At 73.2% G+C, this 23,177-nt stretch carries 19 protein-coding genes; 14 read left to right on the top strand and 5 right to left on the bottom strand.

The genetic code is table 11. The features are described 5' to 3' along the window. The first annotated feature begins 59 nt into the window (after positions 1-59). The 7 genes from ACIRVK_RS26765 to cobI are packed head-to-tail and all read left to right on the top strand — an operon-like array spanning position 60 to position 11,015. A complete protein-coding gene (locus ACIRVK_RS26765; protein ID WP_404251274.1) occupies positions 60-1,001 on the top strand; it encodes a cobalamin biosynthesis protein in 942 nt (313 codons plus the stop codon). After that, complete coding sequence (locus tag ACIRVK_RS26770) at positions 998-2,530, top strand: cobyric acid synthase (RefSeq protein ID WP_404251275.1); 1,533 nt, start codon at positions 998-1,000, stop codon at positions 2,528-2,530. Before ACIRVK_RS26765 ends, ACIRVK_RS26770 begins: the two co-directional genes overlap by 4 nt. Further along, complete coding sequence (gene cobN / locus ACIRVK_RS26775; protein WP_404251277.1) at positions 2,527-6,180, top strand: cobaltochelatase subunit CobN; 3,654 nt, start codon at positions 2,527-2,529, stop codon at positions 6,178-6,180. The genes ACIRVK_RS26770 and cobN overlap by 4 nt, the downstream gene beginning before the upstream one ends. After that, entirely contained in the window at positions 6,177-8,162 is a 1,986-nt protein-coding gene (locus ACIRVK_RS26780; protein ID WP_404251279.1) for a putative cobaltochelatase, read from the top strand. The genes cobN and ACIRVK_RS26780 overlap by 4 nt, the downstream gene beginning before the upstream one ends. Then, positions 8,162-8,761 carry a cob(I)yrinic acid a,c-diamide adenosyltransferase gene (gene cobO / locus ACIRVK_RS26785; RefSeq protein ID WP_404251281.1) on the top strand — a complete coding sequence of 200 codons (600 nt, stop codon included), beginning with the start codon at positions 8,162-8,164 and terminating at the stop codon, positions 8,759-8,761. Before ACIRVK_RS26780 ends, cobO begins: the two co-directional genes overlap by 1 nt. After that, entirely contained in the window at positions 8,758-10,284 is a 1,527-nt protein-coding gene (locus tag ACIRVK_RS26790) for a cobyrinate a,c-diamide synthase (protein WP_404251283.1), read from the top strand. Before cobO ends, ACIRVK_RS26790 begins: the two co-directional genes overlap by 4 nt. Continuing rightward, entirely contained in the window at positions 10,269-11,015 is a 747-nt protein-coding gene (cobI, locus tag ACIRVK_RS26795; RefSeq protein WP_404251285.1) for a precorrin-2 C(20)-methyltransferase, read from the top strand. The genes ACIRVK_RS26790 and cobI overlap by 16 nt, the downstream gene beginning before the upstream one ends. Positions 11,016-11,035: 20 nt before the next feature. Here cobI and ACIRVK_RS26800 read toward each other — a convergent pair whose 3' ends face one another. Continuing rightward, positions 11,036-11,764 (bottom strand): ZIP family metal transporter, encoded by a 729-nt coding sequence (locus ACIRVK_RS26800; protein ID WP_404251287.1) that lies wholly within the window; start codon positions 11,762-11,764, stop codon positions 11,036-11,038. Between the two features lie 96 nt (positions 11,765-11,860). Here ACIRVK_RS26800 and cobM point away from each other — a divergent pair, with 96 nt between their 5' ends. From cobM to cobC, 6 genes are read left to right on the top strand one after another with little or no spacing between them, the layout of a single operon-like run. Further along, entirely contained in the window at positions 11,861-12,679 is an 819-nt protein-coding gene (gene cobM, locus ACIRVK_RS26805) for a precorrin-4 C(11)-methyltransferase (protein WP_404251289.1), read from the top strand. A gap of 5 nt (positions 12,680-12,684) precedes the next feature. Next, complete coding sequence (gene cbiE / locus ACIRVK_RS26810; RefSeq protein WP_404251376.1) at positions 12,685-13,917, top strand: precorrin-6y C5,15-methyltransferase (decarboxylating) subunit CbiE; 1,233 nt, start codon at positions 12,685-12,687, stop codon at positions 13,915-13,917. Beyond that, positions 13,914-15,605 carry a precorrin-3B C(17)-methyltransferase gene (gene cobJ / locus ACIRVK_RS26815; RefSeq protein WP_404251291.1) on the top strand — a complete coding sequence of 564 codons (1,692 nt, stop codon included), beginning with the start codon at positions 13,914-13,916 and terminating at the stop codon, positions 15,603-15,605. Before cbiE ends, cobJ begins: the two co-directional genes overlap by 4 nt. A 20-nt stretch (positions 15,606-15,625) precedes the next feature. Then, positions 15,626-16,216, top strand: a complete 591-nt coding sequence (locus ACIRVK_RS26820) for a precorrin-8X methylmutase (protein ID WP_404251378.1) — start codon at positions 15,626-15,628, stop codon at positions 16,214-16,216. After that, positions 16,213-17,148, top strand: coding sequence for a sirohydrochlorin chelatase (locus ACIRVK_RS26825; RefSeq protein WP_404251293.1), 936 nt, complete (start codon positions 16,213-16,215; stop codon positions 17,146-17,148). Before ACIRVK_RS26820 ends, ACIRVK_RS26825 begins: the two co-directional genes overlap by 4 nt. After that, positions 17,111-18,196: an Rv2231c family pyridoxal phosphate-dependent protein CobC gene (gene cobC, locus ACIRVK_RS26830; protein WP_404251295.1), complete on the top strand. Its 1,086-nt coding sequence runs from the start codon at positions 17,111-17,113 to the stop codon at positions 18,194-18,196. Before ACIRVK_RS26825 ends, cobC begins: the two co-directional genes overlap by 38 nt. 155 nt (positions 18,197-18,351) lie before the next feature. Here the strand turns inward: cobC and ACIRVK_RS26835 are convergent, their stop codons facing one another. From ACIRVK_RS26835 to ACIRVK_RS26850, 4 genes are read right to left on the bottom strand one after another with little or no spacing between them, the layout of a single operon-like run. Then, positions 18,352-19,443 carry an amidohydrolase family protein gene (locus ACIRVK_RS26835; protein WP_404251297.1) on the bottom strand — a complete coding sequence of 364 codons (1,092 nt, stop codon included), beginning with the start codon at positions 19,441-19,443 and terminating at the stop codon, positions 18,352-18,354. Between the two features lie 9 nt (positions 19,444-19,452). Further along, positions 19,453-20,262 carry an amino acid ABC transporter ATP-binding protein gene (locus ACIRVK_RS26840; RefSeq protein WP_404251299.1) on the bottom strand — a complete coding sequence of 270 codons (810 nt, stop codon included), beginning with the start codon at positions 20,260-20,262 and terminating at the stop codon, positions 19,453-19,455. Continuing rightward, positions 20,259-21,092 (bottom strand): amino acid ABC transporter permease, encoded by an 834-nt coding sequence (locus ACIRVK_RS26845; RefSeq protein WP_404251301.1) that lies wholly within the window; start codon positions 21,090-21,092, stop codon positions 20,259-20,261. The genes ACIRVK_RS26840 and ACIRVK_RS26845 overlap by 4 nt, the downstream gene beginning before the upstream one ends. Then, positions 21,089-21,952 (bottom strand): transporter substrate-binding domain-containing protein, encoded by an 864-nt coding sequence (locus tag ACIRVK_RS26850; RefSeq protein ID WP_404251303.1) that lies wholly within the window; start codon positions 21,950-21,952, stop codon positions 21,089-21,091. Before ACIRVK_RS26850 ends, ACIRVK_RS26845 begins: the two co-directional genes overlap by 4 nt. Positions 21,953-22,055: 103 nt before the next feature. Here ACIRVK_RS26850 and ACIRVK_RS26855 point away from each other — a divergent pair, with 103 nt between their 5' ends. Further along, positions 22,056-23,156 (top strand): pyridoxal-phosphate-dependent aminotransferase family protein, encoded by a 1,101-nt coding sequence (locus ACIRVK_RS26855; RefSeq protein WP_404251305.1) that lies wholly within the window; start codon positions 22,056-22,058, stop codon positions 23,154-23,156. Positions 23,157-23,177: the final 21 nt, after the last annotated feature.

Here is a 23,177-nt window from a genome sequence, read left to right on the forward strand (position 1 = left end):
CGCCTGCCGTCTGAGGTATCGCACCAGGTCGCTGCCCGCCCCCACGGCCGGCTGAGCCGATGCGTGCCGGTCGCGTCTTCGCGTACGGCGCCGCCGCCGGACTCCTCGGTGACCAGCTCCTCGGCGATCCCCGCCGGGGGCATCCGGTCGCCGCGTTCGGGCGGGCCGCGGGAGCTGTGGAACGGGTGCTGTGGCGGGACCACCGGGGGTGGGGCGCGCTGCACACCGCCGTGTGCGCCGGGGGGGCCGTGGCGCTGGGCGCCGTGGCGCAGAGAGCCGTACGGCCGTCCCGTACCGCCTCCGTCGCGCTGACCGCCGCCGCCACCTGGGCGGTGGTCGGCGGAACCTCGCTCGCGCGTGAGGCGCGGGCCGTCGGGCGAGCCCTGGAGGCGGGGGACGTCGAGGCCGCGCGGGACCGGTTGCCCCATCTGTGCGGGCGGGACCCGCAGGCGCTGGACGCCGACGGGATCGCGCGGGCCGTGGTGGAGTCGGTCGCCGAGAACACGTCGGACGCGGTGGTCGGGGCGCTGGTGTGGGGGGCCGTGGGGGGCGTTCCGGGGCTGCTCGGGTTCCGGGCCGTCAACACGCTGGACGCCATGGTCGGGCACAAGTCCGAACGGTACCGGCGGTACGGGTGGGCCTCGGCGCGGCTGGACGACGTGGCCGGGTGGCCGGGGGCACGGCTGACCGCGGCGCTGGCGACGGTCGCGGGCGGCGACCCGCGCGGGGCCGTACGGGCCTGGCGGGCCGACGCCGGCAAGCACCCGAGCCCCAACGCCGGTCCGGTGGAGGCCTCGTTCGCGGGCGCGCTCGGCGTGCGCCTGGGCGGGACCCTCTCGTACGGCGGGCGGGTCGAACACCGGCCCGTGCTCAACACGGCGGGCCGCGCCGTCGCCGTGCCCGACATCGAGCGGGCCGTACGGCTCTCCCGGCGCGTCGGTCTGCTCGCGCTCGGCGTCAGTGCCGCCGCGCGCCTCCTGGTGAAGGGACGTACGTCATGAGCGGGGGTCTCCTCGTCGCCGGTACCACCTCCGACGCCGGCAAGAGTGTCGTCACCGCCGGGATCTGCCGGTGGCTCGTGCGGCAAGGCGTCAAGGTGGCGCCCTTCAAGGCGCAGAACATGTCGCTCAACTCCTTCGTGACGCGCGAGGGTGCCGAGATAGGGCGGGCGCAGGCCATGCAGGCGCAGGCCTGCCGGATCGAACCGACCGCGCTGATGAATCCCGTGCTGCTGAAGCCGGGCGGCGAGCAGAGCAGCCAGGTCGTGCTCATGGGCAAGCCGGTGGGCGAGTTGAGCGCGCGGGGGTACCACGGCGGGCGGCAGCAGCAGCTTCTCGGGACCGTTCTCGACTGTCTCGCCGAGTTGCGGGGCACGTATGACGCGGTGATCTGTGAGGGGGCCGGCAGCCCGGCGGAGATCAACCTGCGCCGCACCGACATCGTGAACATGGGGATCGCCCGCAACGCCGGGCTTCCCGTGCTCGTCGTCGGTGACATCGACCGCGGGGGCGTGTTCGCCTCGTTCTTCGGGACCGTCGCGCTGCTGTCGCAGGAGGACCAGCGGCTGGTCGCCGGCTTCCTGGTGAACAAGTTCCGGGGCGACGTCTCGCTCCTCGAACCCGGTCTCGCCATGCTCCACGGTCTCACCGGCCGGCGGACCTACGGCGTCCTGCCCTTCCGGCACGGGCTCGGCATCGACGAGGAGGACGGACTGCGAGTCTCCCTGCGCGGGACCGTGCGGGAGTCGAACGTCTCCCCGCCGGTGGGTGAGGACGTGCTGCGGGTCGCCGTGTGCGCGGTCCCGCTGATGTCCAACTTCACCGACGTGGACGCGCTGGCCGCCGAACCCGGGGTCGTGGTGCGGTTCGTCGACCGGCCCGAGGAACTGGCCGACGCCGACCTGGTGGTGGTCCCGGGCACCCGCGGGACCGTGCGGGCGCTGGAGTGGCTGCACGAGCGGGGACTCGCCGACGCGCTGGTGCGCAGGGCCGCCGAAGGCCGCCCGATCCTCGGTGTCTGCGGCGGCTTCCAGATCCTCGGCGAGCACATCGAGGACGAGGTGGAGAGCCGGCGTGGCCGGGTCGAGGGGCTCGGTGTCCTGCCCGTGCGGGTGCGGTTCGCCCGCGAGAAGACACTCACCCGGCCGGTCGGCGAGGCCCTGGGCGAGCGGGTCGAGGGGTACGAGATCCATCACGGGGTCGCCGAGGTGACCGGCGGGGAGGGGTTCATCTCCGATGGCGAGGGACACGGCCTGGACGGCTGCCGGGTCGGCCACACCTGGGGCACGCACTGGCACGGCTCGCTGGAGTCGGACGGCTTCCGGCGGGCGTTCCTGCGCGAGGTGGCGGCCGCCGCGGGCCGCCGTTTCGTACCGGCCGAGGACACGTCGTTCGCCGCGCTGCGCGAGGAGCAGCTCGACCGGCTCGGCGACCTGATCGAACAGCACGCGGACACGGACGCGCTGTGGCGGCTCATCGAGTCCGGCGCGCCGCAAGGACTGCCTTTCATTCCACCGGGAGCGCCCGCATGAGCACAGTGTTGTTGTTGTCGACCGCCGACACGGATCTGCTGGCGGCGCGGGCCGCGTCCGGCGCCGGCTACCGCATCGGCAATCCCACCCGGGTGGATGTGGCTCAGGAGCTGCCCGCGCTCCTCGACGGCGCCGACATCGCCGTCGTACGGCTGCTGGGCGGGAAGCGGGCCTGGGAGGACGGGCTGGCCGCGCTGAAGGCGTCCGGCGTCCCGACCGTGCTGCTCGGCGGGGAGGCCGTGCCGGACGCGGAGTTGATGGCGGAGTCGTCCGTGCCGGCGGGGGTCGTGGCGGAGGCGCTGAGGTACCTCGTCGAGGGCGGCCCCGCCAACCTGACCGAGCTCGCCCGGTTCCTGTCCGACACCGTGCTGCTGACGGGTGAGGGGTTCGTCGAGCCGCAGAAGATGCCGGAGTACGGCGTCCATGGCGAGCGGGAGTTCGTCGAGGGGCGGCCGACCGTCGGCGTGCTCTTCTACCGAGCCCATGAGCTCAGCGGCAACACCGCCTTCGTGGACACCCTGTGCGACGCGATCGAGGCGCGGGGCGCCAACGCCCTTCCCGTGTACTGCGGTTCGCTGCGCGGCGCGGACGCGGGGCTGTACGAGATCCTGGCGAAGACCGACGCCCTGGTCGCCACCGTCCTCGCCGCCGGCGGCACGCACGCCTCCGAGGCCTCGGCCGGCGGCGACGAGGAGGCCTGGGACATCGGGGCGCTCGCGGACCTGAACGTGCCCGTGCTGCAGGGGCTCTGCCTCACCTCGTCGCGGGAGGCCTGGGACGCCTCGGACGCCGCCCTCTCCCCCATGGACGCGGCGATGCAGGTCGCGATCCCGGAGTTCGACGGGCGCCTGGTCACCGTGCCGTTCTCCTTCAAGGAGCAGGGCCCGGACGACGTCCCGGTGTACGTCGCCGACCCCGAGCGAGCCGCGCGGGTGGCCGGAATCGCCGTACGGCACGCCCGGTTGGGCCACCAGGCGAACGCCGACAAGAAGCTGGCGCTCGTCTTCACCGCCTACCCGACCAAGCACTCACGCGTCGGCAACGCGGTGGGCCTCGACACGCCCGCGTCCGCCGTGCGGGTGCTGGACGCGCTGCGGGAGGCGGGATACTCGCTGACCGAATACCCGGACAACGGCGACGAGTTGATCCACCGGCTCATCGAGGCCGGTGGTCATGACGTCGAGTGGCTGACCGAGGACCAGTTGGCCGCCGCGCCCGCGCGCGTTCCGCTCGCCGACTACCGGGCCTGGTTCGGCAAGCTCGATCCCGAGCTGCGCGACGGGATGCTGGAGGCGTGGGGGGAGCCGCCGGGGTCGCTGTACGTCGACGGGGACGACATCGTGCTCGCGTCGCTCCAGTTCGGGAACGTCGTCGTGATGATCCAGCCGCCGCGCGGCTTCGGGGAGAACCCGATCGCGATCTACCACGACCCGGACATGCCGCCGTCGCACCACTACATGGCCGCGTACCGGTGGCTGGAGAACAGTTTCGGCGCCGACGCGATCGTCCACATGGGCAAGCACGGCACGATGGAGTGGCTGCCCGGCAAGGGACTCGGACTCAGCAGCGGGTGCGCGCCGGACGCGGTCCTCGGCGAACTGCCCCTGATCTACCCGTTCATCGTCAACGACCCCGGCGAGGGCACCCAGGCCAAGCGGCGGGGCCACGCCACGGTCGTCGACCACCTCGTCCCGCCGATGGCCCGCGCCGACACCTACGGCGACCTGGCCAAGCTGGAGCAGCTGCTGGACGAGTACGCGCTCGTCTCCGACCTGGACCCGACGAAGGCTCCGGCGGTCCGCGCGCAGATCTGGACGCTGGTCAAGGCGGCCGAGCTGCACCACGACCTGCATGTCGACGAGCAGCCGGACGACGAGGCGTTCGACGAGTTCGTCATGCACATCGACGGCTACCTGTGCGAGATCAAGGACGTGCAGATCAGGGACGGTCTGCACGTCCTCGGCGGCGGGCCGGTCGGTGAGCCGCGCGTCAACCTTGTTCTCGCCGTGCTGCGCGCCTCGCAGGTGTGGGGCGGTCAGGCCAACGCGCTGCCGGGGCTGCGGGCTTCGCTGGCAGCCCACTTCGGGCTGGTCGAGAAGGAACTGCTGGCGGAGCCGGGTGCGCCGGTGAAGGTGCCGGTCGAGCTGAGCGACCTGGTCGAGGGGCCGTCGCGTACCGCCGCCGACGCCATCGACCTGCTGGAGCAGCTGTGCCGGCGGATCGCGGAGGGGATGGAGGCACGGGAGTGGGCGGTCGCCGAGAGCCGTGCCCTCGTGCGTGACGTGCTCGGCACCGAACTCCCGGACGCCGTCGCGGTGGTGGAGTTCGCCTGCACCGAGGTCGTGCCGCGGCTGGCCCGCACCACCGACGAGATCGGCCACATCCTCAAGGCGCTGGACGGCGGTTACGTCCCGGCCGGCCCGTCCGGCTCCCCCACCCGCGGTCTGGTCAACGTCCTGCCGACCGGCCGCAACTTCTACTCGGTCGATCCCAAGGCCATTCCGTCCCGGCTGAGTTGGGAGGTCGGCCAGTCGCTCGCCGACTCCCTCGTGCAGCGCTATCTGCAGGACACCGGCGAGTACCCGAAGTCCGTCGGCCTGACGGTGTGGGGCACGTCGGCGATGCGGACGCAGGGCGACGACATCGCCGAGATCCTGGCGCTGCTGGGCTGCCGGCCCGTGTGGGACGACGCCTCGCGCCGGGTGACGGGCTTCGAGGTGGTCCCCCTGACCGAGCTGGGCCGTTCCCGCATCGACGTAACGGTCCGTATCTCCGGCTTCTTCCGGGACGCGTTCCCGCACGTGGTCGGGCTCATCGACGACGCGGTGCGCGCGGTGGCCGAGCTGAACGAGCCCGCCGACCGCAACTTCGTGAAGGCCCACGCGGACGCGGACACCGCCGAACACGGTGACCGGCGCCGGGCCACCTCCCGGATCTTCGGCTCCAAGCCGGGCGCGTACGGTGCCGGGCTGCTGCCGCTGATCGACGCCCGCAACTGGCGCTCGGACGCCGACCTGGCCGAGGTGTACGCGGTGTGGGGCGGTTACGCCTACGGCCGCGGGCTCGACGGGCGGGCGGCGCGCGGGGACATGGAGACGGCGTTCAAGCGGATCGCGGTCGCCGCCAAGAACGTCGACACCCGCGAGCACGACCTCGTCGACGCCGACGACTACTTCCAGTACCACGGCGGCATGGTCGCCATGGTCCGCCATCTGACGGGGTCCTCGCCCGAGGCGTACGTCGGCGACTCCGCCACCCCGGACCAGGTGAAGACCCGCACGCTCGGGGAGGAGACGCACCGCGTCTTCCGCGCCCGCGTGGTCAACCCCCGCTGGATGGCGGCCATGCGGCGCCACGGCTACAAGGGCGCCTTCGAGATGGCGGCGACCGTCGACTACCTCTTCGGGTACGACGCCACGGCCGGGGTCGTCGACGACTGGATGTACGAGAAGCTCAGCGCCGAGTACGTGTTCGCCCCGGAGAACCGGGAGTTCATGAAGAAGTCCAACCCGTGGGCGCTGCGCGGCATCACCGAGCGGCTGCTCGAAGCCGCCGAACGTGGGCTGTGGGACGAGCCCGACGCGGAGACGTTGGAGCGGCTGCGCGCCACGTACCTGGAGCTGGAAGGCGACCTGGAGGGCGACCAGTGACCACCCCCTTTCCTTTCACGGCCGTTGTCGGCCAGGACGACCTGCGGCTCGCACTGCTCCTGAACGCCGTCTCCCCGGCGGTCGGCGGTGTGCTGGTGCGCGGCGAGAAGGGCACCGCCAAGTCGACCGCGGTACGGGCGCTTTCGGCGCTGATGCCACAGCTCGACGTCGTCTCCGGGTGCCGTTTCTCCTGCGACCCCGACTCCCCCGACCCCGCCTGCCCGGACGGTCCGCACGAGCCGGGGGCGTTCGAGACGCGTCCGGCGCGGATGGTCGAACTGCCGGTGGGCGCCTCGGAGGACCGGCTGGTGGGCGCCCTGGACATCGAGCGGGCGCTGGCGGAGGGCGTGAAGGCGTTCGAGCCCGGCCTGCTCGCCGACGCGCACCGGGGCATCCTCTACGTCGACGAGGTCAACCTCCTCCACGACCACCTGGTCGACCTCCTGCTGGACGCGGCCGCGATGGGCGCCTCCTACGTCGAACGTGAGGGCGTGTCCGTGCGCCACGCGGCCCGTTTCCTGCTCGTCGGCACCATGAACCCCGAAGAGGGCGAGCTGCGGCCGCAGTTGCTCGACCGGTTCGGGCTGACGGTGGAGGTGGCCGCCTCACGCGAACCCGACCAGCGGGTGGAGGTCGTGCGGCGCAGGCTGGCGTACGACGACGATCCGGCCGGTTTCGCGGCCCGTTGGGCGGACGAGGAGGCGGCCGTACGGCAACGGATCGTCGCCGCACGGGAGTTGTTGCCGTCGGTGCGGTTGGGCGACGGGGCGTTGCGGCAGATCGCGGCGACCTGTGCCGCCTTCGAGGTGGACGGCATGCGGGCCGACATCGTGATGGCCCGCACCGCGACCGCGCTGGCCGCCTGGGCCGGGCGGACGGACGTGCTCGCCGAGGACGTGCGGCAGGCCGCGCTGCTCGCGCTGCCGCACCGGCGTCGCCGCAACCCCTTCGACGCGCCGGGACTCGACGAGGACAAGCTGGACGAGACGCTGGAGGAGTTCGCCGAGGACGACGATCCCGAGCCCGACGGCGACGGTCCCGGCGGGGGCGGCGGGCAGCCGACGCCGGACGAGGGGCCGCAGGGCGGCGGCGACACGGGCGCGCGGCCCGAGGCCGGGGAGGGCGGTGAACCGCAGGCCTCCGGCGCGGGCGAGCAGTCCGCCGTACGGGCCGCCGAGCCGTTCCGGACCAAGGTGCTGAGCGTGCCCGGGATCGGGGCGGGCGCGGTGGGCCGGCGTTCGCGGGCGCGGACCGAGCACGGGCGGACGACCGGGGCCCGGCGGCCCCGTGGGGCGCTCACCAAGCTGCATCTGGCGGCGACCGTGCAGGCCGCCGCCCCGCACCAGCGGGCGCGGGGGCGGTCCGGGCCGGGTCTTGTGGTGCGCCGGGACGATCTGCGGCAGGCGACGCGAGAGGGGCGCGAGGGAAACCTCGTGCTGTTCGTGGTCGACGCCTCCGGGTCGATGGCGGCGCGGCAGCGTATGAGCGCGGTGAAGGGCGCCGTGCTGTCGCTGCTGCTGGACGCCTACCAGCGGCGGGACAAGGTGGGGCTGGTGACCTTCCGGGGGGCGGCGGCGGATGTCGCGTTGCCGCCGACCTCGTCCGTCGACGCGGCGGCGGCCCGGCTGGAGTCGCTGCCGACGGGCGGGCGCACGCCGCTCGCCGCCGGGTTGTTGAAGGCGCATGACGTGCTGCGGGTGGAGCGGCTGCGGGATCCCGCGCGACGGCCGCTCGTGGTCGTGGTGACGGACGGCCGGGCAACCGGTGGGCCCGAGCCCGTCGCGCTCGCGGGGCGGGCGGCACGGTTGTTCGCGGCCGAGTCGGTCGCCTCGGTGGTGGTCGACTGCGAGTCGGGGCCGGTGCGGCTGGGGTTGGCGGGCCGGCTCGCCGGTGAGCTGGGCGGGACGGCGGTGACGCTCGACGAGTTGCGGGCGGACTCCATCGCCGGGCTGGTGAAGGACGTACAGGGGAGGGCCGCGTAATGCCGCAGGGGCAGCCGAGTGTCGTGCCGGACGACGGACTGACGACCCGTCAGAGGAGGAACCGTCCGCTGGTCGTCGTGCACACCGGGGTCGGGAAGGGCAAGTCCACCGCCGCGTTCGGGCTCGCGCTGCGGGCCTGGAACCAGGGGTGGCCGATCGGTGTGTTCCAGTTCGTCAAGTCCGCCAAGTGGAAGGTCGGCGAGGAGAACGCGCTGCGGGTGCTGGGCGCCAGCGGTGAGGGCGGGTCCGTCGACTGGCACAAGATGGGCGAGGGCTGGTCGTGGGTGCAGCGCGACGAGCAGCTGGACAACGAGGAGAAGGCCCGGGAGGGCTGGGAGCAGGTCAAGCGGGACCTGGCCGCCGAGACGTACAAGCTGTACGTGCTCGACGAGTTCGCCTACCCGATGCACTGGGGGTGGGTGGACACCGACGAGGTCGTCTCCGTGCTGCGGGACCGTCCCGGTACCCAGCATGTCGTGATCACCGGGCGGAACGCGCCCGAGAAGCTCGTCGACTTCGCCGACCTCGTGACCGACATGTCCAAGGTGAAGCATCCGATGGACGCCGGGCAGAAGGGGCAGAGGGGCATCGAGTGGTGACCTCTTCCGTCCCACGGCTGGTCATCGCCGCGCCGGCGTCCGGCAGCGGCAAGACCACCGTCGCCACGGGGCTGATGGCCGCGTTCGCCGCGCGGGGGCTCGCCGTGTCCCCGCACAAGGTCGGGCCGGACTACATCGACCCCGGGTACCACGCGCTCGCCACCGGGCGGGTGGGGCGGAACCTCGACGCGTACCTGTGCGGGCCGGAGCTGGTCGCTCCGCTGTTCCTGCACGGAGCGCGGGGGTGTGACCTCGCGGTCGTCGAGGGTGTGATGGGGATGTACGACGGGGCCGCGGGGGAAGGTGAACTGGCGTCCACCGCCCAGGTTGCGAAGCTGCTGCGGGCGCCCGTGGTGCTGGTCGTGGACGCGTCCTCGCAGTCGCGGTCGGTGGCGGCGCTGGTGCACGGGTTCGCGTCCTGGGACCCGGAGGTGCGGGTCGGGGGCGTGATCCTGAACAAGGTGGCGTCGGACCGGCACGAGGCGCTTCTGCGGGAGGCGTTGGAGGCGGCCGGGGTGCCGGTGCTGGGGGTGTTGCGGCGGGCCGCGCCGGTGGAGACGCCGTCTCGGCACCTGGGGCTGGTGCCGGTTGCCGAGCGGGGGGGTGCCGCCGTGGATGCCGTGGCGGCGATGCGGGCGCTTGTCGAACGCGGGTGTGATCTGGAGGGGTTGTTCGCGCTGGCGCGCGGTGCGGGGGCGTTGTCGTGTGCGGCGTGGGATCCGGGTGCGGCTCTGGCTTCCTCGCCCCCGCCGCCCCTACCCGTCCCGTCACCAGGGGCTGCTGCCCCTTCGGCCCCGCCCCAGGGGGCTCTGCCCTCTGGCCCCCCGATCGGCCCTGAAGGGGCCTCGTCCTCAAACTCCCCCAGAGGGGGGACCCCCAGACGGGCTGATAATCCCGGCCGGCGTCAAGACGTGACCGAACGGCCGGTCGTTGCTGTTGCCGGTGGGGCCGCGTTCACGTTTTCGTATGCCGAGCACGGTGAGTTGCTTGCCGCGGCCGGTGCTGAGGTCGTCGGCTTTGATCCGCTTCGGGATGAACAACTTCCGGATGGCACACGGGGGTTGGTCGTCGGCGGCGGGTTTCCCGAGGTGTATGCGGCCGAGTTGTCGGCCAACGAGTCGCTGCGCAAGGCCGTTGCCGCGCTTGCCCACCGTCGGGCTCCCGTCGCCGCCGAGTGTGCGGGGCTGCTGTATCTGTGCCGGGAGTTGGACGGGTTGCCCATGTGCGGGGTGATCGACGCGGGTGGCCGGATGAGCGAGCGGCTCACGCTCGGGTACCGGGACGCCGTCGCCGTGAGTGACAGCGTGCTGGCCCTCGCGGGGACGCGGATGCGGGGGCACGAGTTCCACCGGACCGTCGTCGAGCCGGGGGCGGGCACGGCTCCGGCCTGGGGGGTGCGCGCCCCTGAGCGGCGCGTCGAGGGTTTCGTACAGCGAGGTGTGCACGCGAGCTATCTGCACACGCACTGGGCCTCGCAGCCCGGTGTCGCCCGTCGGTTCGTGGAGAGGTGCCGGACGTCATGAGCAACAGCAGGCTGATCGGGGTCGGAGTGGGACCCGGCGATCCGGAGCTCGTCACCGTCAAGGGCGTCAACGCGCTGCGGGCCGCCGGTGTGGTCGTCGTGCCCGTGATGGACACCGGGGAGCGCGGGCGCGCCGAGGCGACCGTGCTGCACTACGTGCCCGAGGAGAAGGTCGTACGGGTCGTGTTCGCGCTCAACGAGCGCAGTGACCGGGGGCGGCGGGAGGCCGCCTGGGACGCGGCCGGGGAGCGGGTCGCCGCGCTGCTGCGGGAGCACGGGAGCGTCGCCTTCGCCACGATCGGCGACCCCAACGTGTACTCCACCTTCACCTACCTCGCGCAGACCGTCACCGGGCTGGTTCCGGGAACGGCGGTGGAGACCGTGCCCGGCATCACCGCCATGCAGGACCTGGCGGCGCGGTCGGGGGCCGTGCTGACCGAGGGCACCGAGCCGCTGACCCTGGTCCCCGTCACCGCGGGAGCGGCCGTGCTGAAGGAGGCCCTGAACGGGCCCGGCACAGTCGTCGCCTACAAGTTCGGCCGGCACGCCGCCGAGGTCGCCGAGGCGCTGCGGGAGACCGGGCGGCTCGAGGGCGCGGTGTGGGGCGCGGCACTCGGGCTGGAGAGCGAGTCGATCCGGTCCGCCGCCGAGCTGGACGGCGGCCCGCTGCCGTATCTGTCCACGCTCATCGCGCCCGCGCGGCGCGAGGGCGGGCGGGGCGGCAAGTTGTGACCGCCGGCGCAGCGGCCGGCTCAGGCGGCCAGGCCCACCACCAGCCAGATGAACAGCGCGCCCGCGACCGTGCACAGCAGGGTCGAGCGGGCCGGGTGCTCGTGGTGGGCCTCGGGGAGGATCTCGGCGGCGGCCAGATAGAGCAGCACACCGCCGAAGAGGCCCAGGTAGCCGCCGAGCACGGCCTCCGGGATGGTGACGAACGCCGTCGAGGCGGCGCCCGCCACGGGGGCCGCCGCGTCCGCGAACAGCATGATCAGGGCTTTGCGGCGGGCGTTCCCGTACAGACTGGTGATCGTGTAGGTGTTGAAGCCGTCCGCGAAGTCGTGGGCGACCACCGCCAGGGCGACCGCCACCCCCATACCGCCGCCGACCTGGAAGGCCGCGCCGATCGCCACGCCGTCCATCGCGCTGTGACCGACCATCGCCGCAGCCGCCGCCAGCCCCACCTCGGGGGCTCGGTGGGAGTGCTCCTCTCCGCCGTGGGAGGCCTGGCGGGCGGCGAGCGTGCGCTCCACGAGGTGGGCGAGGAGGAAGCCCGCCACGAAGAGCAGGAGGGCCGCCGGTACGCCGAAGACCTCGTCGCCGGCCGCCTTCAGCGCTTCCGGCAGCAGGTCGAGGCCGACCACGCCGAGCATCAGTCCACCGGCCAGGCCAAGGACCAGGTGGCGACGGTCGGTCACGCGCTGTGCCGTCCAGCCGCCGGCCAGCGTCATCAGGAACGCGCCGAGCGCGACGAAGACCGCCATGGGGACTTGTTATCCGATCAATGGCCCCTCGCGCACATCCTGCGGCCTCGGCAGCAGCACCCGTGACACTTTTTGTACAGAGAGGACCCGATTTCCATGGCCGATGCCCCCACCGGCAAGGTGACCTTCGTCGGTGCCGGCCCCGGCGCCGCCGACCTGCTGACGTTCCGTGCCGCGCGCGCCATCGCCGAGGCCGACGTCGTGATCTGGGCCGCGAGCCTGGTCCAGGCGGAGGTCCTCGAGCACGCGCGCGAGGACGCGGAGATCCTCGACTCGGCGACCATGTCCCTGGAGGACGTCGTCGCCGTCTACGAGCGGGCGCACGCCGAGGGGCTGCGGGTCGCCCGGATCCACTCCGGCGACCCGGCCCTGTGGGGCGGTACGCAGGAACAGCTCGACCGGTGCGCGCGGGTCGGCATCGCGACGGAGGTCGTGCCCGGCGTATCGGCGTTCTCCGCCGTCGCCGCGCTCGCCGGACGCGAGCTGACCATCCCCGAGGTCGCGCAGTCCGTCGTCCTCACCCGGCTCGGCGGCGGCAAGACGCCGATGCCGCCCGGCGAGGAGGTCCGCGAGTTCGCCCGGCACGGCACGACCATGGCGATCTTCCTGTCGGCGGCCCGCAGCGGGCAGCTGGTGCGGGAGCTGCTGGAGGGCGGCTACCCGACCTCCACGCCGGTCGTGGTCGCCTACCAGGCGACCTGGCCGGAGGAGCTGCTGGTGACCTGCACGATCGGCACGCTGGAGGAGACGGTGAAGGAGCACAGGCTCTGGAAGCACACCCTCTTCCTGGTCGGCCCGGCCCTGTCCGCCGAGGGCACCCGCTCGCACCTCTACCACCCCGGCCACTTCCACGGCTACCGCAAGGCCGACCCCGAGGCCCGTCGGGCGCTGCGCGAGCGCGGGGCGAGTACGTGAGCGGCCTGATCACGGTGGTCGGTACGGGCACGGGGGCACCGCTTCCCGCCGACGTGCTGGACGGGGCCCGGCTGGTCGTGGGCGGCCGGCGGCATCTGTCCGCCGCGCCGGTGCCTCCGGACGCCGACCAGGTCGTCCTCGGGCCGCTGGCACCCGCGCTGGACGTCGTCGAACGGCACCTGGACAAGGACGGCCGGGTGGTGGTGCTGGCCTCCGGCGACCCCGGGTTCTTCGGGATCGTGCGGGCCCTGGCCGAGCGGTTCGGGCCGGAGCGGCTGGAGGTGCGGCCGGAGGTTTCGTCCGTCGCCGCCGCCTTCGCGCGGGCCGGGCTGCCGTGGGACGACGCCGTGGTGGTCAGCGCGCACGGGCGGGACCTGCGTACGGCGGTCAACGCGTGCCGGGCGCATCCGAAGGTGGCGGTGCTGACGGGGCCGGGCAGCGGGCCCGCCGAACTCGGGGCCGCTCTCGGGCCGGACGCCCGCATCCTCCTCGTCGCCTCGGCGCTCGGTTCCGCCGAGGAACGCGTCGAGCGGGTCACGCCCGCCGAGGCCGCCGGCCGGGACTGGGGCTCGGACGTCAGTGTCGTGCTGTGTCTCGACGAGACGCGGGCGCTCGGCGGGGTGCGCACACTCGCCGGGGCGGATCCCGGCCCCGCGCGCTGGGCGCTGGAGGAGGCCGAGTTCGCGCACCGCGACTCGATGATCACCAAGTTCGAGGTACGGGCCCTCGCGCTGGCCCGACTCGGGCCCCGGCTCGGCGAGCACGTCTGGGACGTCGGCGCGGGCTCCGGTTCGGTGGCCGTCGAGTGCGCGCGGTTCGGGGCCGCCGTCACCGCGGTCGAGAAGACCCCGGACGGCGTCGAACGGATCCGCGCCAACGCCGCCGCGCACGGCGTGGACGTCCGGGTCGTGCACGGCTCGGCGCCGGACGCGCTGGCCGAACTGGACGATCCCGACGCCGTGTTCGTCGGTGGCGGCGGGCGCGAGCTGCCCGCCGTGGTCACCGCCTGCGCACGCCGCGCCCGGCGGACGGTCGTCGTCGCGATGGCCGCGCTGGACCGCGTGCCGGCGGCCCGCGAGGCCCTCACCGGTGCCGGGTTCGACTGCGACGGCGTGCTGTTGCAGTCCTCGCGCCTCGCGCCGCTGCCCGGTGACGTGACCCGGCTGGCGGCGACCAATCCCGTTTTTCTGCTGTGGGGAGTCAGAACTCCCGTCTCTCGTGAAGGAGTTGCTCAGTGATCGGCCTCATTTCCGCCACCGCGGCGGGGGCGGCTGCGCGCGACCGGCTGGCCGCCGCCTGGCCGGACCGTACGCGCGTGTACGAGGGTCCCGTCGGGGATGCCGTGCGGGCCGCGTTCGCGGAGTGCGAGCAGCTCGTGTGCTTTCTGGCCACGGGGGCGGTGGTGCGGCTCGTCGCGCCGCTGCTGGGCGACAAGGCGACCGACCCGGGTGTGGTGTGCGTCGACGAGGGTGGGCGGTTCGCCGTGTCCCTGGTGGGCGGGCACGGGGGCGGGGCGAACGAACTCGCCGTGGAGGTCGGTGGGTTGCTGGGCGCCGAGCCCGTGGTGACGACGGCGACGGACGCCACCGGGGTCGCGGGGCTCGACACACTCGGGTTGCCGGTGGAGGGCGCGGTCGCGGCCGTCTCGCGGGCGCTCCTCGACGGTGAGCCCGTCGCCCTGCGGGCCGAGGTGAGCTGGCCGCTGCCGCCGCTGCCGGTGGCCTCCGAGGGGGCCTGTGTCATCCGCGTCACCGATCGCGCCGGTCAAGCGGCCGACAACGAGGTGCTGTTGCGCCCGCCGTCCCTCGTCGTCGGCGTCGGCGCCTCCAAGGGCGCGCCCGTCGAGGAGGTGCTGGAGCTGGTCCAGCACGCGTTGCGGGACGCGGGGCTGTCCGTGCGGTCCCTCGCCGAACTCGCCACCGTCGACGCCAAGGCGGAGGAACCCGGCATCGTGGCGGCGGCCGAACGGCTCGGTGTGCCGCTCGTGACCCACTCCGCCGAGGAGCTGGCGGCGGTGGAGGTCCCCAACCCCTCCGACGCGCCCCTCGCGGCCGTCGGCACCCCTTCCGTCGCCGAGGCCGCCGCACTCGTGGGCGGCGGTGAACTCCTCGTCCCCAAGCGGAAGTCGGCGCGTGCGGAGGGGCACGCCGCGATGGCGACCTGCGCCGTCGTACGGCGTCCCGCGCGCGGCCGGCTCGCGGTGGTCGGGCTCGGTCCCGGCGCCCGCGACCTGCTCACCCCGCGCGCGCGTGCCGAGCTGCGGCGCGCTTCCGTGCTCGTCGGACTCGACCAGTACGTCGACCAGATCCGCGATCTGCTGCGCCCCGGTACCCGGATCCTGGAGTCCGGGCTCGGGGCCGAGGAGGAGCGGGCCCGGACGGCTGTCGCCGAGGCGCGCAAGGGACAGGCGGTCGCGCTGATCGGCAGCGGGGACGCCGGTGTGTACGCGATGGCCTCGCCCGCGCTGGCCGAGGCGTCCGACGACATCGACGTGATCGGCGTACCGGGTGTCACGGCGGCGCTCGCGGCCGGGGCGGTCCTCGGGGCTCCGCTCGGGCACGACCACGTGTCCATCAGCCTGTCCGACCTGCACACACCGTGGGAGGTCATCGAGCGCCGGGTGCGGGCGGCCGCCGAGGCGGATCTCGTCGTCACCTTCTACAACCCCCGCTCCCGGGGCCGCGACTGGCAGCTGCCGAAGGCGCTGGCGATCCTGGCCGAGCACCGGGAGCCGACGACGCCCGTCGGTGTCGTCCGCAACGCGTCACGGCCCGACGAGTCCAGCCGGCTGACGACGCTGGACGCGCTGGACCCGGCGACGGTCGACATGATGACGGTCGTGACCGTGGGCAACACGGCGACCCGTGAGATCGCGGGGCGCATGGTGACGCCGCGCGGCTACCGCTGGCAGGAGGCCACGTCATGAGTCACTCCGTCGCGGGGCCGGTGAACCGTGTCGTTCACCCGATCGAGGAGGAGTCCTACCGCCGGCTGCGCGCCCGCCTGGACACCTCGCACTTCCCGCCGCTGACCCGGGCCGTGGTGGAGCGGGTCATCCACTCCGCCGCCGACCTCGACTACGCGAGCGATCTCGTCATGGACGAGGGCGAGTTGGCGGCGGCGCACGCGGCGCTGCACGCCGGGGCGCCGGTCGTGGTCGACGTCGAGATGGTGGCCGCCGGGATCACCCGGCGCGAGACCGTCTGCCGGCTGCGGGACGCCAAGGCGGCCGACGGGCTGACCCGCTCGGCGCACGCGATCCGGCTCGCCTACGAACAGGTCGGGCCGGGCGCCCTCTGGGTGATCGGCAACGCTCCCACCGCACTGGAGGAGCTGCTGACCCTGGACGCGCACCCGGTGCTCGTCATCGGTCTGCCCGTCGGCTTCGTCGGCGCGGTCGAGTCGAAGGCCGCGCTGCGCGAGAGCGGACTGCCCGCCGTGAGCAACGTGTCCGAGAAGGGCGGTTCGGCGGTCGCCTCCGCCGCGCTCAACGCCCTGCTGTACCACCCCCTTTCACCGTCCGAGGAGACATCGTGACCACCCCTGCGCCCGCCCTGCTCATCGCCGGTCATGGCACCCGGGACGATGCCGGAGCCGAGGCGTTCCGCGACTTCGTACGGGAGCTCGGCCGCCGTCACCCCGAACTGCCCGTCGCGGGCGGCTTCATCGAGCTGTCACCGCCGCCGCTGGGCGACGCGGTGACCGAGCTGGTGGAGCGGGGCGTACGGCGGTTCGCCGCCGTCCCGCTGATGCTGGTGTCCGCCGGGCACGCGAAGGGCGACATCCCGGCCGCGCTGTCCCGCGAGAAGGAACGGCACCCCGGGATCTCGTACGCCTACGGCCGCCCGCTGGGCCCGCACCCCGCGCTGCTGTCGGTCCTGGAACGGCGGCTGGACGAGGCGCTGGGCACCTCCGGGCACGGCCCCGAGGCCCGGGCCGACGTGACCGTGCTGCTGGTCGGACGCGGGTCGACGGACCCGGACGCCAACGCCGAGGTGCACAAGGCGGCACGGCTGCTGTGGGAGGGTCGCGGGTACGCGGGCGTGGAGACGGCGTTCGTGTCGCTCGCGGCGCCGGACGTGCCGAGCGGGCTCGACCGGTGCCGGAAGCTGGGGGCGCGGCGGATCGTCGTCCTGCCGTACTTCCTGTTCACCGGCATCCTGCCGGACCGGGTGAAGCAGCAGACGAAGGAGTGGGCGGCCGCGCACCCGGAGGTCGAGGTGCGGTCGGCCGAGGTCATCGGACCGGAGCCGGAGCTGCTGGACCTGGTGATGGAGCGGTACGAGGAGGCGGTGAAGGGCGATCTGCGGATGAACTGCGACTCGTGCGTGTACCGGATCGCGCTGCCCGGGTTCGAGGACAAGGTGGGGTTGCCGCAGCAGCCGCACTTCCACCCGGACGACGACGGTCACCACCATCACGGGCATCACCATGGACACCACCACGGCGGACACGCGCATGCGCACTGAGCACGATCTGCGGCACCACGGGGACGCCGAGGTGCGGGACGACGGCGCGGAGTTGGTGGACCTCGCGGTCAACGTGCGCGCCGGCACGCCCCCGGTCTGGCTGCGCGAGCACATCGCCGGGTCGCTGGGGGCCCTGGCCGCGTACCCGGACGGGCGGGCGGCCCGGGCGGCGGTCGCCGCGCGGCACGGGCTGCCGGCGGAGCGGGTGCTGCTGACGGCCGGGGCGGCGGAGGCGTTCGTGCTGCTCGCCCGTGCCCTGAAGGTGCGTCAGGCGGTGGTCGTACACCCGCAGTTCACCGAGCCGGAGGCGGCGCTGCGGGATGCCGGGCACCGGGTGGAGCGGGTGCTGCTGCGGGAGGAGGACGGCTTCCGGCTCGATCCGGGGATGGTTCCGGAGGACGCGGATCTGGTGGTGATCGGGAATCCGACCAATCCGACGTCCGTCCTGCATCCGGCCGCGTCTGTCGCCGGGCTCGCCCGGCCTGGGCGGACCCTGGTGGTCGACGAGGCCTTCATGGACGCCGTGCCGGGTGAGCGGGAGGCGCTGGCCGGGCGGACCGACGTGCCCGGTCTTGTCGTGCTGCGGAGTCTGACCAAGACGTGGGGGCTCGCGGGGTTGCGCATCGGGTACGTCCTCGCTGCGGCCGAGACGATCGCCGAGTTGGAACGTGCGCAGCCGTTGTGGCCGGTGTCCACGCCGGCGTTGGCTGCGGCGGAGGTGTGTGTCGGGCCTCGGGCGCTCGCGGAGGCGGCGCACGCGGCGCACCGGGTTGCCTCGGACCGGGCTCATCTGGTCGCGGGGCTGGGTGAGTTCGGCCCCGGCGGGCTGCGGGTCGTCGAGCCCGCCGAGGGGCCCTTCGTGCTGGTGCACGTGCCCCGGGCGGCTGTTGTGCGGCGGCATTTGCGGGAGTTGGGGTTCGCGGTGCGGCGGGGGGACACGTTTCCGGGGCTGGGGGAGGAGTGGTTGCGGGTGGCGGTGCGGGACCGGGGGACGGTGAACCGGTTTGTGCGGGCGTTGGATCGGGCGGTGGCCCTCGCCCGGCGGTGACGCTCGCTGCGCGGCGAGGCGGGGTTGGCTGCTGCCCCTTCTGCCCTGCCCAGGGGGCTCCGCCTCGGCGTCCAGGACGCTGAACGGCCTTCCGCCGTCCACGCCGTCCAAGGTTGCGGCGAGCGCGGTGCGCCGCACCGCCTTCCGCGGGGACGCTAGCCGACGATCGCGCCGTTCAGCACGATCCGCCGCGGTGCCGCCAGTACCCGTACGTCGGCTCGGGGGTCCCCGTCGTAGACGACGAGGTCGGCCGGTGCGCCCTCCTCCAGGCCCGGTCGGCCGAGCCACTTCCGCGCGGCCCAGGTCGTCGCGGAGAGCGCCTCGACGGACGGAATGCCGGCGGTGACCAGCTCGGCGACCTCCTCGGCGACCAGGCCGTGCACGAGGGAGCCCCCGGCGTCGGTGCCGACGTAGACCGGGATCCCGGCGTCGTAGGCGCCTCGGACGGTCTCGTGGCGGCGCTCGTACAGGCGCTGCATGTGGGCCGACCATCGGGGGAACTTTTCCTCCCCGCCGGCCGCGAGTTGCGGGAAGGTCGCGATGTTGACGAGGGTCGGGACGATCGCCACCCCGCGCTCGGCGAACAGCGGGATCAGGTCGTCGGACAGGCCCGTAGCGTGCTCGATGCAGTCGATGCCGGCCTCGACGAGGTCGCGCAGGGAGTTCTCGGCGAAGCAGTGCGCCGTGACGCGGGCGCCGAGACGGTGGGCCTCGGTGATCGCCGCTTCCACCGCGTCGCGCGGCCAGCTGGGGGCGAGGTCGCCGAGATCGCGGTCGATCCAGTCGCCGACCAGCTTGACCCAGCCGTCACCGCGGCGGGCCTCCCGGGCGACGTACTCGGTCAGGTCCTCGGGCTCGATCTCCCAGGCGTAGCCGCGCATGTAGCGGCGGGTGCGGGCGATGTGCCGGCCGGCCCGGATGATCTTCGGCAGGTCCGCGCGGTCGTCGACCCAGCGGGTGTCCGAGGGCGATCCGGCGTCGCGGATGAGGAGGGTGCCGGCCTCCCGGTCGGTCAGCGCCTGCTTCTCGGCGACGTCCTGGTCGACGGGGCCGTGCGGACCGAGGCCGACGTGGCAGTGGGCGTCGACGAGGCCGGGCAGGGCCCAGCCGTCGACGGTCCGCACCTCACGCGCGCCGGCGGGACGGTCGTAGGAGATCCGGCCGCCGACCACCCACAGTTCGTCGCGGACGTCCTCGGGGCCGACGAGGACCCTGCCCTTCACGTGCAGCACCGCTTGCTCGCTCATGGGCCCAGCCTAAGTGCCTCCCCCGAGCTGGTCCGAGGTCTCCTCCTCTACCTGGGCCATGGCCGGGTCGAGGAGGCGGGAGAGGAAGTGGCGGGTGCGGTCGTGGGTGGGGTTGGCGATGACCTGGTCGGGGCTGCCGTCCTCGACGATCACACCGCCGTCCATGAAGACCACCCGGTCGGCGACCTCCCGCGCGAAGGTCATCTCGTGGGTGACGACCATCATGGTCATGCCCTCCTGGGCGAGCATCCGCATGACCGCGAGGACGTCCCCGACCAGCTCCGGGTCCAGGGCGGAGGTGGGCTCGTCGAAGAGCATCACCTCGGGGCCCATGGAGAGCGAGCGGGCGATGGCGACACGCTGCTGCTGGCCGCCGGAGAGCGAGGCGGGGTAGGCGTCCGCCTTCTCGGCGAGGCCCACCCGCTGCAGGTTCTCGCCCGCCACCTGCGCCGCCGTCGCCTTGTCCCGGCGCAGCACCCGGCGCTGCGGCAGGGTGAGGTTCTCGGTGACCGTGAGGTGCGGGAAGAGGTTGAACTGCTGGAAGACCATGCCGATACGGCGGCGGACGGCGTCGATGTCGACGTCCGGGTCCGTCAGCTCCGTGCCGCCGACGAACACCTGGCCCTTCGTCGGCTCCTCGAGGAGGTTCACGCACCGCAGCAGCGTCGACTTGCCGGAGCCGGAGGGGCCGATCACACACACGACCTCGCCACGGCCGATCTCCAGGTCGATGCCCCGCAGCACCTCGTTGTCGCCGAACGACTTGTGCAGGCCCCGCACTTCGATCTCCGGGCCCGTCGCGGCAGGCTGCTGGCTCATTTGACGGCCTCCTGGGCCTTGGCCTCCATGCGGCGCACGACGAAGCCGAGCGGGATGGTCACCAGCAGGTAGCACAGGCCGGCGACGAGGATCGGCGTGGAGTTGGCGGTCGTACTGGCCAGGTCCCGCCCGTACTTGGACAGTTCGCGCTCCTCCAGGGTGACGCCGAGGAAGAGGACCAGCGAGGAGTCCTTGAAGAGCAGGACGAGTTCGTTGGTCAGCGGCGGGAGGATGATCCGGAAGGCCTGCGGGATGATGATGGAGACCATCGCGCGGGCCGGGGAGAAGCCCAGTGAGCGGGCCGCCTCCATCTGGCCCTTGGGCACCGCCTGGATGCCCGCGCGGATCGTCTCGGCCATGTACGCGGCGGCGACCAGGCCGAGCGCGAGGGCCACCTTGCCGTAGGTGCCGCCGACGATCTCCGTGCCGGGGAAGGCGAGCGGGACGGCGACGCCGATGAAGATGAAGATCAGCAGGGCGGGCAGGCCGCGGAAGATCTCGATGTAGACGCCGGCCAGCCAGCGGTAGGGGCCCACGGACGACAGCCGCATCAGCGCGATGACCATGCCGAGGGCCAGTCCGACGACGAACCCGGACAGCGTGTACAGCACGGTGTTCTTCAGCGCCATGGTGATGACGTCCGGGAACATCTGCCGGGCGATGCTGCCCTGCGCGAACTGGTTTCTGAGCCGCCCCCAGTCGGCCCCGACCGCGAACGCGATCACGGCGGCGACGAAGACCACGTACTGCGCCCCGCGCGACAGACGCCGCTTCTGGCGCCTGGTCATGCCGTTCTTCCTCGGCTGGAGCCGGACGTCCGTGGCGGTCATGAGGCCGACGGGGACGCGGCGGACTGGTCGTAGGGGCCGATCCACTTCTCGTACAGCTTCTTGTACGTGCCGTCGGCCTTCGCGTCCTTGATCGCCTTGTTGATGGCGGCGAGGAGCTTGGTGTTGCCCTTCTTGACCGTGAAGCCGTACTGCTCACCGGTGTTGATGTTGGCGGCGAGCTTGAAGGCGTTCGCGTTCGCCTTGTCCTTGAGCCAGCCCTGGACCACCGGGTAGTCGATGATGACGGCCTTGACCTGACCGGTGCGCAGCCCGTTGAGGACGGCGTCGGAGGACTCGAAGGAGACCGGGTCGAAGCCCTGCTTCTTCGCGTAGTCCTCACCGGTGGTCTGCGCCTGGGCGCCGAGCTTGACCTTCTTGGCCTTCGCGTCGGCGAGGGAGGTGACGCCGCTGCTCTTGTCGACGAGGAGGGCCTGGGTGGCGTCGAAGTACGGGTCGGAGAAGTCGACGTTCTTCTTGCGCTCGGCGGTGATGGTCATGCCGGCCGCGGCCAGGTCGCACTCGCCGGAGTTGAGGAATGCTCCGGTCTTGAAGTTCTCGAACGGCGTGTCGAGGATCTGCTGCTTGACGCCGAGGTCCTTGGCGACGAGGTCGATCATCGACACGTCGAAGCCCTGCACCGTGCCGTTGATCTCCGACTGGAAGGGCGGGTACGGCAGGTGGGTGCAGGTGGTGAGCTGTCCGGCCTTGACCAGTTGGACGCCGCCGGCGGCGGTCTTGCCGCCGCTGCCGCCGTTGCCGGTGGAGGTGCAGGCGGCCACGAGCAGCAGCCCGGCCGTCGCGGTGGTGGCGGCCAGGACACGGCGTGGGGCACGGGATCGGCGGCCGGGGACGGTGTGCACGGGAACCTCCTGTGGTGCGGGGTCAAGTCGCCGGCCGGGGTGGGGTGGGGGGTGCCGGTTACTCTCGTCACCTCTACCCCATGACCGAGAAGAAGGCACCGCCGTGACCCACCCGTTCCTGGACCTGGCCCCGCTGAGCGCCGCCCGCTTCGCCGAGATCCAGGACCGGGTCGCCCGTTTGCTGGACACGCGGCAGGACGTGGTGATCATGCAGGGCGAGGCGCTGCTGCCGCTGGAGGGGGCGATCCGGGGGACGGCCGGCCCGGGGACGACCGCCCTGAACGTGGTCACCGGGCCGTACGGGCAGACCTTCGGGAACTGGCTGCGGGACTGCGGGGCGACGGTGGTCGACCTTGAGGTGCCCTTCCACACGGCGGTGACCGCCGAGCAGATCCGGGAGGCCTTCGCCGAGCGTCCGGAGATCGACTTCGTGTCCCTGGTCCACGCGGAGGCGGCGACCGGCAACACCAACCCGGTCGCGGAGATCGGGGACGTCGTACAGGAGCGGGGTGCGCTCTTCTACCTGGACGCGGTGGCCTCCGTCGGGGCCGAGCCGGTGCTGCCGGACGCGTGGGGTGTGGACCTGTGCGTGATCGGGGCGCAGAAGGCGATGGGCGGGCCTGCCGGTGTGTCCGCGGTGTCGGTGAGCGAGCGCGCGTGGGCACGGATGGCGGCGAATCCGGGGGCGCCCCGGCGGTCGTACCTCTCGCTGCTGGACTGGAAGCAGCGGTGGCTCGACGGGGGCCGCAAGGCGCTGCCGCACGCTCCGGCGCAGTTGGAGATGCTGGCGCTCGAAGCGTGTCTGGAACGGATCGAGAAGGTGGGGCTCGCGGCCGTGACGGCCCGGCACGCGTCCGCGGCGGCCGCGACGCGTGCCGGGGCGCTCGCGCTCGGGGGCGGCCTCGAGCCGTTTGTGTACGAGGCGCGGGACGCGGCGCCGGTCGCGACGACCTTGCGGGTGCCGGCGGGGCTCGTCGCCTCGGAGTTGGTGGCGCGGGCGCTGGAGGGCGACCCGACGCTGCCGCTGGCGGCGGGCGGGGGTGCGCTGTCCGCGGAGATGATCCGGGTCAACCACTACGGGACGGATGCGACGGTCAGCGCGGTGCAGGCGAGCCTGGCGGCGCTGGGGGCCGCGCTGGCGGAGCAGGGCCAGGCCGTGGACCTGGAGGGGGCGCGGCGGGCCGTGGAGACCACCTGGCGGTAGTCGCCGTCGGCGGGCCGGGCA

Origin of the sequence: Streptomyces sp. NPDC101152 (assembly GCF_044768275.1) — a bacterium.
Taxonomy (GTDB): Bacteria; Actinomycetota; Actinomycetes; order Streptomycetales; family Streptomycetaceae; genus Streptomyces.

Coding starts and splice junctions, on each gene's coding strand:
- cobN (WP_404251277.1), top strand. CDS start 2,527: ATGAGCACAGTGTTGTTGTTGTCGACCGCCGACACGGATCTGCTGGCG.
- ACIRVK_RS26845 (WP_404251301.1), bottom strand. CDS start 21,092: ATGACCGCCACGGACGTCCGGCTCCAGCCGAGGAAGAACGGCATGACC.
- ACIRVK_RS26835 (WP_404251297.1), bottom strand. CDS start 19,443: ATGAGCGAGCAAGCGGTGCTGCACGTGAAGGGCAGGGTCCTCGTCGGC.
- ACIRVK_RS26765 (WP_404251274.1), top strand. CDS start 60: ATGCGTGCCGGTCGCGTCTTCGCGTACGGCGCCGCCGCCGGACTCCTC.
- cobC (WP_404251295.1), top strand. CDS start 17,111: ATGGACACCACCACGGCGGACACGCGCATGCGCACTGAGCACGATCTG.
- ACIRVK_RS26800 (WP_404251287.1), bottom strand. CDS start 11,764: ATGGCGGTCTTCGTCGCGCTCGGCGCGTTCCTGATGACGCTGGCCGGC.
- ACIRVK_RS26840 (WP_404251299.1), bottom strand. CDS start 20,262: ATGAGCCAGCAGCCTGCCGCGACGGGCCCGGAGATCGAAGTGCGGGGC.
- cobM (WP_404251289.1), top strand. CDS start 11,861: ATGGCCGATGCCCCCACCGGCAAGGTGACCTTCGTCGGTGCCGGCCCC.
- cobO (WP_404251281.1), top strand. CDS start 8,162: ATGCCGCAGGGGCAGCCGAGTGTCGTGCCGGACGACGGACTGACGACC.
- ACIRVK_RS26770 (WP_404251275.1), top strand. CDS start 998: ATGAGCGGGGGTCTCCTCGTCGCCGGTACCACCTCCGACGCCGGCAAG.